This is a genomic window from Nocardia brasiliensis ATCC 700358 (assembly GCF_000250675.2).
In the GTDB taxonomy this organism is placed as follows: domain Bacteria; phylum Actinomycetota; class Actinomycetes; order Mycobacteriales; family Mycobacteriaceae; genus Nocardia; species Nocardia brasiliensis_B.
Window position 1 is genome coordinate 6,124,399 of record NC_018681.1, and the last position, 10,911, is coordinate 6,135,309.

At 68.0% G+C, this 10,911-nt stretch carries 7 protein-coding genes; 6 read left to right on the forward strand and 1 reads right to left on the reverse strand.

Annotated elements, in window-relative coordinates:
* Positions 1–124: 124 nt before the first annotated feature.
* Positions 125–835, reverse strand: a complete 711-nt coding sequence (locus O3I_RS26970; RefSeq protein WP_014986170.1) for a TetR/AcrR family transcriptional regulator — start codon at positions 833–835, stop codon at positions 125–127.
* A 99-nt stretch (positions 836–934) separates the two neighbouring features.
* On the opposite strand from O3I_RS26970, the gene O3I_RS26975 reads away from it, so the two are divergent.
* The 6 genes from O3I_RS26975 to O3I_RS27000 all read left to right on the forward strand — a co-directional run bounded on the left by O3I_RS26975 (position 935) and on the right by O3I_RS27000 (position 10,803).
* Positions 935–1,834 (forward strand): AurF N-oxygenase family protein, encoded by a 900-nt coding sequence (locus O3I_RS26975; protein WP_014986171.1) that lies wholly within the window; start codon positions 935–937, stop codon positions 1,832–1,834.
* Complete coding sequence (locus O3I_RS26980; RefSeq protein ID WP_014986172.1) at positions 1,831–3,597, forward strand: DUF4873 domain-containing protein; 1,767 nt, start codon at positions 1,831–1,833, stop codon at positions 3,595–3,597. The genes O3I_RS26975 and O3I_RS26980 overlap by 4 nt, the downstream gene beginning before the upstream one ends.
* Positions 3,598–3,707: 110 nt before the next feature.
* Positions 3,708–5,330, forward strand: coding sequence for a hypothetical protein (locus tag O3I_RS26985; protein WP_141691997.1), 1,623 nt, complete (start codon positions 3,708–3,710; stop codon positions 5,328–5,330).
* A gap of 165 nt (positions 5,331–5,495) precedes the next feature.
* Positions 5,496–7,304, forward strand: a complete 1,809-nt coding sequence (locus O3I_RS26990) for an AMP-dependent synthetase/ligase (protein WP_014986174.1) — start codon at positions 5,496–5,498, stop codon at positions 7,302–7,304.
* Between the two features lie 18 nt (positions 7,305–7,322).
* On the forward strand, positions 7,323–8,495 hold the full coding sequence (locus O3I_RS26995) for a PucR family transcriptional regulator (RefSeq protein WP_014986175.1): 1,173 nt from the start codon (positions 7,323–7,325) through the stop codon (positions 8,493–8,495).
* Between the two features lie 250 nt (positions 8,496–8,745).
* Positions 8,746–10,803: a CocE/NonD family hydrolase gene (locus O3I_RS27000; RefSeq protein ID WP_081594157.1), complete on the forward strand. Its 2,058-nt coding sequence runs from the start codon at positions 8,746–8,748 to the stop codon at positions 10,801–10,803.
* Positions 10,804–10,911 lie beyond the last annotated feature (108 nt).

Here is a 10,911-nt window from a genome sequence, read left to right on the forward strand (position 1 = left end):
GGCGCACACTACGCCACCAGCAATCGCGCTGCGCCGTTTCGGGATCGGCAACCGCAGCCGCACAAGGGCCTGGCCGTGGTCTCGCGGTCGAACTACCTCGGCCGTGCACCGTCGCGCACGCTGATCACCTGGCGCTCAGCGCTTCCGGAGCCACCAGCAGGTCCCGCACGATCAGATCGCGCTCCAGCGGCACGCCGAGACTGCGCGCGTTGCCCTCGAAGAGGGCCAGCACCGATTCGGTGAGAATGCCTTCCACCTGATCGGAGGTGAGCGTCGTGCCGGCATCGGCGCGCCAGCTGTTCACCACCCCGTCGACGAAACCGATGATGCCGAAGGCCATCGGCCGCGCGCGGGCCTGGTCGATGCCGAAGCCGGACAGCCAGAGCGCGAACATGTCGGCCAGCCGGCCGCCGATCCGGTCCCTGGCCCCGGCCAGCGAGGTTTCGCCCTGCGGCGCGGCACCGCCGATGAAGCGGTGCAGGTTCGGGTGCCGCTCGACCCAGCGGACGTAGGTGCCGATCGCGCCGCGCACGGCGTCGCGCACGGTGCCGTCGGGGTGCAGTGTCGGCATGATCTGTGCCAGTAGGGATTCCAGGATCTGGCGGCGGATCTGCTCGTCCAGGTCGGTGCGGCCGTCGAAGTGGCGGTAGACGACCGGGCGGGGCAGCTTCAACCGGTCGGCGATCTGCTGGACGGACACCTCGACGCCGTTTTCCTCGATGACGGTGATCGCCGCGTCGATCACGTCGGCCCGCCGCCGGGCCTTGTGCCCGTTCCAGCGAGTCGCGCGGCCGTCCGCGGCGGGCGGCTCGGACTGGGCACTCGTCGTGGTCACCTCATCACGATACCCGCAGCACGATTGACTGCGACATGTTGTCTCACTAACCTGTATGTAACAGTTTGTATCGGTTAAATCGACAATGTTGGAGCAGTCATGGGCAACGACGCCGCACTGATCCCCCAGGAGTCCTTCGCGCAGCGCTTGCTGACCGGATCGGTCAAGAAGTCCTACGACCCGGTGATCGACCTGGACTGGGACGCGCCCCTGGATCCGGACAAACTCTTCCTGCCCGCCGAGGTGGTCTCGCTGTACGGCACCGCGCTGTGGGAATCGATGACCCCGCAACAGCGCCGCGAGCTGTCCCGCCAGGAACTCGCGAACGTGCTCTCCGTCGGGATCTGGTTCGAGAACCTGCTCAACCGGCTGCTGTTGCGCGAGTTGATGGCCGACGACCCGACCACCAGGCACTCGCACTACACGCTCGTCGAAATGGGCGACGAGTGCCGGCACATGATGATGTTCGGCAAGCTGATCGATCGCATCGAGGCCCGGCCGTACTGGCCGCGCCGGGCGGGCCGGATGGCCATCGGGGTGCTGCCGCTCTTCTTGCGCGGCTCCATGACCTGGGTGGGCGCGCTGGTCGGCGAGGAGATCTTCGATGCCATCCAGCGCCGCACGCTCGACGATCCGGAGTTGCAGCCCTTGGTGTCTCGCGCGATGCGCATCCACGTCACCGAGGAGGCGCGCCATATCGGTTTCGCCAGGGACGCGCTGGCCAGGCGGGTGCCGACCATGTCGCGGGCCGAACTCGCCTACACCCGGCTGTGTGTCGCGGTCGCGGCCCCGCTGTTCGTCTACCTGCTGACCAACCGGCACATGTACGACCGCGCCGGCCTCGACGGCCGGACAGCCCGCCGGATCGCGGCGAGCAACCCCGACGCCAAGCGGGCCCTCGGCATCGGTGCCGCGAATCTCGGTGCGTTCCTGCAGAAACAAGGACTCATCGGCCCGGTCGGCGAGTGGATCTGGCGGCAGCGGGGGTTGCTCGGATGAACCCCGAACCCGATATCGTCATCGTCGGTGCGGGTTTCGGCGGCCTCGGCATGGCCATCGAGTTGCGCCGGGCGGGCATCGACGATTTCGTCGTGCTGGAGAAGGCCGGTGATATCGGCGGAACCTGGCGGGAGAACACGTATCCGGGTGCGGGCTGCGATGTCATGTCGCTGATGTACTCGTACTCCTTCGAGCAGAATCAGCGCTGGACGCGCATGTTCGCGCGCCAGCCCGAGATCCTCGACTATCTGCGCGACACCGTGGACAAGTACGACCTGCGCCCCCATCTGCGGTTCCACGCGGAGGTGGTGACACTCGATTTCGACGATGCCGAGGACCGCTGGACCGTCGGGCTCGCGGACGGACGCCGATTCCGTCCACGCTTGGTCGTGATGGCGCCCGGTCCGCTGCACGAGCCCTCGATTCCGGCCTTTCCCGGTCGGGAAGAGTTCCGCGGCAAGAGCTTTCACTCCGCGCAGTGGGATCACGACTTCGACGTCCGCGGTAAGCGGATCGCGGTGATCGGCACCGGGGCGAGTGCCGTGCAGTTCGTGCCGCAGATCGCGAAGGACGCCGCGCAGGTGACGGTCTTCCAGCGCACCCCGCACTGGATCGTGCCGAAGCCCGACCGGCCGCTGTCCGCGCTGGAGCACGGCGCGTTCCGGTATCTACCGGGCGCGCAACGGCTCTACCGATGGGCGATCTACTGGGGCTACGAGTCGATGATCCCCGCGTTCATGAATCCGGAGCTGATGCGCCGGGTGGAGTCGGTCGCGCGCGGCCACCTGCGCAGACAGGTGCGCGACCCCGAACTGCGCCTCCGGCTCACCCCGGACTATCGTCTCGGCTGCAAACGAATCCTGGTGTCCAACAACTACTATCCCGCGTTGCAGCGGGAGAACGTCACGTTGCAGACCACGCCGATCGCCCGGCTCACCGAGTCCGGCATCGCCACCGTCGACGGGGCCGAGGAACCGTTCGACGCCATCGTCTACGGCACCGGTTTCAAGATCTCCGACCGGTTCGCCGACCAGCACATCGTCGGCACGAACGGACTCACATTGCCGCACGCGTGGCGCAACGGTATGGAAGGCTTCCTCGGCGTCGCGGTGCACGGATTCCCGAACCTGTTCCTCATCGTCGGCCCCAATTCCGGTGGCGGGCACCAGTCGATCATCTTCATGATCGAGGCGCAGGCACGCTACATCCGCCAGTGCGTCGAACTGCTGCGCAAGACCGCCGGCACCCGGATCGAGGTGCGTTCGGCGACCCAGCACGAGTTCAATCGCCGCACCCAAGCGAAACTCGCCGGGACAGTGTGGAATTCGGGCGGCTGCCAGAGCTGGTATCTGGACGAGCACGGGATCAACCGTGCCGCGTGGCCCGGCTCCAGCGTGTCCTACTGGCGGGCCATGCGACATCCGGATCCCGGCCACTACGACCTCACCGTGGCCGCGGATCGGGAACCGGCCTACGAGTATTCGGGTCCGGCGATGCTGGACGCGCCCGGCGCGCTGCTACCGGTGACGGTCGCGCTCAGCGGGCACGCCGACCCGATCGACGGCCGGTATCACTGGTACGGCCGGATCACCGCGACGGCGGGCGACGAACTCCCCGATCCCGGGCGCGCCGAGGTGTTCCTCGCACTCCCCGGCCGCTACCCGACCGCGGGCCGATTGCAGGAGCGCGACCCCTGGGGCAACCTGCGCATCGTCGGCATCGGCGATCCGCCGTATCCGCTGGAGGCCGCGGCGGCACATTGACCGGACCGGGCAAAGGCACAAAGAAGCGCCGTCAGGTTCGGCATTCTGCCGATACCCCGCGCGCCGGACATCGGGTGGGCTGGATCGACCAGATCGATCCGGAAGGTCCCATGAAACTCACCTCGCCGCAGCTCGCCGCGATCGGCACCTGCTGCTGCCTGCTCACCTTCGCCGCGGTGCCCACGCGGGCGGCCGCCGACCAAGACCGGACCTGGTACGTGAGCGCGACCGCCGCGGCCGGCGGAAGCGGCACCGAGGCAGCGCCTTTCAACAGTTTGGCGGCCGTGCAGCAAGCCTCCGGCGAGGGCGACTCCATCGTCGTGCTGCCCGCACCGCTCGGGACGGCGCCGCTCGACGGCGGTCTCGCGCTCAAACGCGGCCAGCACCTGATCGGCGGCCGGGCACCGGGAAGCATTGCCGCGGTGGCCAATACGACCGGCGCGCTGGACGGGGACGCGATCCGGCTGGCCCCGGACACCGAGGTCCGCGATCTCACGGTCACCGCGGCCCAGCGCGGCGGGATCTACGGTCGCAACGTCGGAAACGCCACCCTGAGTGGCAACACTGTCACCGCGACCAACCGGGCCTGTCACGACGGTTTCATAGTGCAGCCGTTCCCGCCGATGCTGGGCGTGCCGTTCGGCACGTCGCTGCCGGTCGCACCGAATGTGGTGGCGCTCAACAACGGCTGGGCCGCCATCATGGTCGACCCCGACGCGGGCCCGAGCACGCTCACCATCGAGGGCAACACCGTGCACGACACTCCGTGCGGTGACGGCATCGACGTCCGCACCACCGGCACGGCGCAGGTGTCGGCCACCCTCACCGGCAATCTGACCGAACGGATCAATCAGGGCCTGGCGAAGCTCTCGGTGCTGGCCGTCGGCCTGCAGAGCACCGGAACCTCCTCGCTCACCGCCGCTTTGCGCGGCAACACCCAGCGCGATATCGCGGTGCCCGAGCACGACCCGCTCAACGCCGCCGCCGACAGCGAGGGGCTGTTCGTCAATGCCGCCGACCGCGCCCGCATGCGAATCAACATCGACCGCAACAGCTATCGGCACGGCGGCGGCCACTTCTCGGCCAACGGCATCGAATTCGTCACCAGCAACGGCACCCCGGACAGCGAAGTGAGCTTGACCAACAGCGAATTCATCGACGTGCCAGGCGATATCGTCGAGAATCTCAATCTGAGCGCCGAAGGCGCGCGCCACGTGATGACCATCGACGGGCTCACCGCCGCCCGCTCCAGCTTCCTGGCCGCGGCGCTGAATCCGGTGGTGCCGGGCAACCTCGGCAGCTGTCTGTTCTCGGCCAGTTTCGGCCGGGACAACACCACCGCGCTCACGCTGCGCAACGCGCGGCTCAGCCAGTGCAGCGCCGACGGCATCGGCGTGTACGCCTACTCGCCCAGCGGTCCCGCGCCGGCCGAGGCGACCATGAAGTTCGAGATCGCCGACACCACGGTGACCGACGCGGCCGTCGCCGATCTGCACGTGCACACCGTCGGTGACCTGGCCGAACTCACCGGCAAGGTCGAGCGCTCGCGCTTCAGCGGAGATGTGGTCCTGACCCAGAGCACCGGGACCCTCGGCCCCGGATCGGTCATCGATTTCGGCGGCGGACGGCTCGGCAGCGCCGGAGCGAACTGCTTCTCCCCCGCCACCGAGACCGCCCTGGCGGCGCCGAGCCTGCCGGTCGACCATCCCGGCTCGTGGCCGCTCTGCCAGTGAGGAAGAAATTTGGTCAAGTGCACAAGGCTGCGCGTCACACTCTGCGCGTTTGCCGCTAGCGAAGACGCTCACTCATGCGTTGTGCTTAATAGTGACGATGAGGTCATCTCCGTCTCCCCGAACGAGCGGCGCGGGCCTCAGCCCTTCGGTAGCAGAGGTTAGGTCTTGGTTTCAACGACAGTCCCGGCGGTCACCGGCCGCCCGGACACGCTGTGTGCGGCATTCCAGGCGAATGTCGCCAAATACTCCGACGCGGTCGCGCTGCGCACCTTCGGCGGTGCCGTCTCGATCACGTGGCGTGAATACGGCGAGCGGGTCCGCGCCATCGCCACCGGGCTCGCCGCGCTGGGCGTCGCGCCCGGCGACACGGTCGCGATCATGCTGACCAACCGCCCGGAGTTCCACCTCTGCGACACGGCCGTGCTGCACACCGGCGCGACCCCGTTCTCGGTCTACAACACCAACCCGATCGACCTGCTGACCTACCAGTTCGACAACTCGGGCGCCAAGGTCGTCATCTGCGAGCAGCAGTTCGCCCCGAAGATCCTGGAGGCGGTGGCCAAGGCTGCCGAGAAGGGCATCCACGTCCAGCACGTGATCAGCGTGGACGAGGCGCCCGAGGGCGCCCTCTCGCTCGCCGAGGTCGAGCAGCGCACGGCCGACGGCTTCGATTTCGACGACACCTGGCGCAAGGTGCGGCCCGAGGATCTGCTCACCATCGTCTACACCTCCGGCACCACGGGGCCACCGAAGGGCGTGGAGCTCACGCACACCAACTTCATCGAGAACGCCAGGGTGCTCGACCAATTCGGCGGCGGCACCGCCGAGGACCGGGTGATCTCCTACCTGCCCGACGCGCATGCCGCGAACCGCTGGTTCGCGCACTACCTCACCATGCTCACCGGCGCGCAGATCACCACGGTGCCCGATTTCAAGCAGGTCGCCGCCGCGCTCGGCGAGGTGCATCCGAGCGTGTTCCTCGGCGTGCCCCGGGTCTGGGTGAAAGTCAAAGGCGCACTGGAGGAAAGGTTCGCCGCGGAACCTCCGGTCAAGCGCAGGCTGGTGCGCTGGGCGATCGACATCGGCCGCAAGCAGGCCCGCGCCGTGTCCGACGGCCGCACCCTGGGCGCGCTCGACCGGGTGCAGCTCGGTCTCGCGGATCGCCTTGTGCTCGCGCCGATTCGGGCCCGGCTCGGCCTGGACAAGGTGCGCGTCGCGGTCACCGGATCGGTCGCGATCCCGCCGGAGGTGCACGAGTTCTTCCTCGGCCTGGGCCTGCCGCTGTGCGAGGGCTACGGCATGAGCGAGTGCACGGCCGGCGCCACGCTGAACCCGCCGGAGCGGATCAAGATCGGCACCGTGGGCACCGTGCTGCCCGGCGCGGAGATCATGCTCGCCGCGGACGGCGAGGTACTGATCCGCGGGAAGATGGTGATGCGCGGCTACCGCAACGACCCGGCCAAGACCGCGGAGACGATCGACGCCGACGGCTGGCTGCACACCGGCGATATCGGCACCATCGACAGCGACGGCTACCTGTCGATCATCGACCGCAAGAAAGAACTCATCATCAACGCGGCGGGCAAGAACATGTCCCCGGCCAACATCGAGAACACCGTCACCGACAACTGTTCGCTGGTGTCCACGGTCGTCGTGATCGGCGAGCAGCGTCCGTTCAACACCGCGCTGCTGCTGCTCGACCCCGACCTGGCCGCCGCCTACGCCCAGCGGCACAACCTGACTGGGACCACGGTCGCGGAGCTGGCGAAGGACCCGGTGATCCTCACCGCGATCGAGGAGGGCATCGCGGCGGCGAACAGCAAACTCTCCCGGGTGGAACAGATCAAGAAGTACATCGTGCTCCCCGAGGTGTGGGAGAACGGCAGTGACTATCTGACGGCCACCGGCAAACTCAAGCGCAAGCCGATTTCCAGCGGTTACACAGATACGATCGAGGCCCTGTACTCGACCTAGTCCGGGAAGAAGACCAGCATGATGCCATCGCGGACACGGGTGTTCGACGACCTCCATCGACGCACCGCGTCGATGCTCGACGGGTTCTACGCGTCGATCCCGCCCTACGAGCGGTTGCCCCAGTCGCTGGTCGAGACGGACTTCGCCCGGGGCACCAAGCTCAACGTCGACCTGTTCTTCGAATACCTGCGCCGCGGCGAAGAACCCACCGACGAGGACACCCGGGAACTCGTCGAACTCGCGATGGACCGGTTGCGCGACGGCACCCCACTGCCCGAGGTGCTGGAGCGCTACCGGCTCGGCGCGGCGTTCATCTGGGAACGGTTGCGCGCCTCGGCGAGTCCGCCGGAGCGCGAACTGCTGCTGGACGCGTCGCTGGTGCTGTTGAAGTACGTCACGCTGGTCACCTCGCGGATCGCCGGCGCGGCCACCCAGCGGGTGCACGACCCCCGCTGGGAACTGATGGAACGCCGGCGCGGCATCGCCGACGCGCTGCTCACCGGCCGCGATCCGGTGGAATGGGCCAACGATCCGGTGATCCCGGTGGCCGACGCGTTCCTCGTCGCGGTGTTCCGCCTGTGCGGCACCCGCGGCGGCCCCGCGTCGGCGCTGCGGCACCGGGTCGAGGCGATCCCAGGCGTGTTCCTGCGCCTGGACGCCGGCGGCTGGACCGCGCTGATCCCTCTGCAACCGGGTGACGACGGTTCGGCGACCCTCGGCGGGCTCACCGCACGACTGCCAGTGCAGGAGCCCACCGAGCCGCCGCCGTACTGGGTCGGCGTCGGCGCCGCCCGCAGCAAGGACGCCATCCCCGCGATGTACGCCGAGGCCAGGGTGCTCGCGGAACTGGGCCGGTGCCTGACGAAGCGCGAAATCCTGTGCCGCAGACAGAATCTGCAGTTCGAATACACCGTCGCGGTGAGCGATGCCGCGCGTCCCGGCCTGGCCGCGGTACTGGCGCCGCTGGACGCGCAGCCGATGCTGGCCGAGACGCTGGAGGTGTTCGTCGACAGCGGCTTCAACCAGCTGGCGACGGCCCGTCAGCTCAACGTGCACCGGAATACGGTGACCTACCGGCTTTCCCGGGTGCACGAGCTGACCGGCCTCGACCCGCACCGTCCCGCCGACGCGATGACGCTGTCCGCCGCGCGGCTGGCCCGGCGGCTGGAGTCCGCCGCGTTCGCTCCGTAACCCGCTCGCACCCGACCTTTTAGGCACTTTTCCAAAGACTGTTCGCCCGCTCTTGCGAATTGCCAGTGTTGCGGTACCCCGCCTATGCGTTGTGCTGGGTACCGACGATGAGGTCAGGCGTGGCGCCGACTCGCCTGGACACAATCCGGGACGCGGCCGCCGCTGTTCTCCGCACTCGATCCGCGCACCAGCCGATGGACGGGTAGCAGGCCGTTTGACCTCGACCACCGCCCAGCAAAGGTTCAGGTAGTTGAGAATTGCTTCCCGGACGCGGGTCTCCCGCCGCACCGTGACGGTCGCCGCCGCGTGCACCGCCGTCGGACTGATCATCCAGTTCACCCCCGCCGCGCACGCGGTCCCCGCCTCGGGCCCGGTCCCGAACGCACCCGCCGATTTCGGCCTGCCCGCCGGCTACCAGCCGACGCCCGAACGCTACGGCGTCGCTTATGAATTGGGACATATCGTGCCGCTCGCCGACGGCACCCGATTGCAGACCGAGGTGCGCTACCCGACCGACCCCGCGACGGGGCAGCGCGCCGCGGGCGAATTCCCGGTCGTCGTCAACTTCACCACCTACGGCGCGGTGACGAGCGCGCTCACCGCCGCGGTCACCAGCGTGATCGACACCTTCCACATTCCGCTGCCCGATCAGCTGAAGGACGCCCGGCGCATCATCAACCAGGGCACCAGCGCCCAGGACATGCTGGTGCGCCGCGGGTACATCGAGGTCATCGCGGACGTGCGCGGCACCGGCGGGTCGACCGGCGCGTGGAATCCGGCCTCGCAGCAGGACGGTGTGGACGGCGCGCAGCTGGTCGACTGGGCCGCGAAACTGCCGGGCTCCAACGGCAAGGTCGGCATGTACGGGTACTCGTTCCCCGCCCTCTCGGCGCTGCGGACCGCCGAATCCGTTTCGCCCGGTTCGCCGTTGAAGGCGATCGTGCCGATGGCCATGCCCAACAACATCTTCAACGAGGTGCTCGGCCACGACGGCATGATGAGCCCGATCCTGCTGACCGCGATCTCGGTGCTGGTGCCCTATCTCAGCTTGATCGGCCCGTTCATGACCGCCGTGGTGTCGCCGCAGCAGTTCATCCAGTCGCTGGTGGATCATCTGCAAGCCGTGGTCTCTTCCGACAGCACCATCAAACTGCTGCTCGAGGCGTATGCGGGCGGCCCGCTCGCCTATGACGGCCAGTGGTGGCAGGATCGGCGCTTCGAAACCGAGCTGCGCCGGGTGGTGGACAATGACATCGCGATGTACCAGGTCGGCGGCCTCTGGGATCTGTACCAGGAAGGGCCGTGGCGCAACTACTCCCAGCTGCAGAACATCGCCGCGGGCAAGGATCAGTTCGCGCCGATGGCGCCGGGCCAGGCCACCGACGGCCGGTTTCAGCTCTTGATGGGCCCCTGGTATCACGTCGGTCTGGGCTTCGGCCCCGGCTCCCGGCTGGATACCGACATGATCACCGTCGCGTGGTTCGACCGGTGGCTCAAGGACATTCCGAACGGAATAGACAAAACCGACACGCCATTACATGTGATCGACCCGAACAATATGGCGGTGGCCACCGCGCGTTATCCGTTCGAACAGGCCGCGATCGAGCGGCGCTATTTCGACGGCAACCGCCTGGTGGCGCAGCCGCCCGCGGCCGCCGACGCCTCGGATCGGCTGGACTACACCGGCATCGACACGATCTGCAACCGGCAGAGCCTCGGCCAGTACAGCGCCGGCCTGTTCGATTTCCTGTTCCGGCTGTTCAACGCCTACAACCCCTGCACAGAGTGGGTACAGGAGCCGACCGCGGGCCTGCGCTACACGATGGATCCGGTGACCGAACCGACGGTGCTCGCCGGACCGAGCAGCGTCGAGCTGTACGCGTCCTCGACGAGCAACGACGCCGCCTTCCAGGTCTGGCTCGACGACGTCGCCCCCGACGGCACGGCGGTGAACATCACCGGCGGCTCCCAGCTGGCCAGCCAGCGCACCCTGAACGATGAAAAGACTTGGCGCGCAACGGATGGCACCATCTACGCCCCGGAACACGTGGTGCGTAAGGATGCCGAGCAATTGCTCACGCCGGGCGAGGTGACCGAGTTGGCGATCAAGATCCGCCCGACCTTCTATCGCCTGGAACCCGGTCACGCGCTGCGTGTGCGCATCACGAGCGGCACGTTCCCGTCCACCATGCCGATCCCGACCGACCTGCCCCGGCTGCTCGGCTCGTCCCAGCAGATCCACCGGGACGCCGTACGACCGTCCAGCCTCATAGTTCCGCTGGCACCGGCGTCGGCGTTCACCGGCTGACCACCCGGCATACCTGGGGCGGCCAAGACCGGCCCAGGTATGCCGCAGGTCACGTTTAGCCCACCTTCAGACCCTCCACCTGTAAAAATCGCGAAAACCTAGGATGAA